Origin of the sequence: Leisingera sp. JC1, from assembly GCF_001679925.1 — a bacterium.
Classification (GTDB): domain Bacteria; phylum Pseudomonadota; class Alphaproteobacteria; order Rhodobacterales; family Rhodobacteraceae; genus Leisingera.
Window position 1 is genome coordinate 1 of sequence record NZ_LYUZ01000058.1, and the last position, 661, is coordinate 661.

The following is a 661-nucleotide window of genomic DNA, read 5'->3' on the forward strand; positions in this document are numbered from 1 at the left end:
GCTCGAACACGCCGGACGCGCCCTCCAGGAGCGCCCGCTTCCAGCTGTGGATCATCGTCGGATGAACGCCAAATTGGCTTGCCAGCTCTGCAACAGTCCGCTCGCCCTTCAAAGCCTCAAGTGCGACCTTGGCCTTGAACTCAGGCGAATGGTTCTTCCGTTTCGACATCTCTGATCTCCTCTGCGTCGAAGATCAACAGACAGCAAATCGTAGCTTACGTCAGTGTCCGAAATTCAGGGGGTAGCTCACTTCTCGCAAAAGCGCTAACCGAATAGCTCTGTCCCGAGCAGTGTTCTCCTGGAATTTTGTTTGCCAGCCCCCCGCGCGTCGAAGGTGTGGTGGCGTAGCGGCAGCCTTGATGGTGATGCCAGAAGCACCCGTGCACAAAAACGACGGCAATACTTGGACAGAATGCGCATTCCGGGCTTCGCGGACAGCCATTCCAACGGCACGCGGACAGTCATTCCGGGGTGCGCGGACAAAGTTCGCGCGGGATGCTGAGCGTTTGATCTGACATCTCAGGTGTCGGTTTGTTCGTCAATGGTTTTGGCCGCGGGGGCATCGCGGGTCTTGCGCATCGACGGACCTTCGAGAGGCAATCTGTGCGCGTTGTGGATCAGCCGATCGAGGATGGCGTCTGCGAAAGTCGGTTCGTCGATG

Annotated in this window: 2 protein-coding genes; both read right to left on the reverse strand. The window is 58.1% G+C overall.

Going from position 1 to position 661, the window contains the following annotated elements; all coding sequences use genetic code 11:
- The coding region (locus A9D60_RS06440; protein ID WP_141117846.1) for a transposase at positions 1–169 on the reverse strand (169 nt) is incomplete at its 3' end.
- 350 nt (positions 170–519) lie between these two features.
- Positions 520–661: ATP-binding protein (locus A9D60_RS26825; RefSeq protein WP_065266702.1), on the reverse strand; the 142-nt coding region annotated here is incomplete at its 5' end.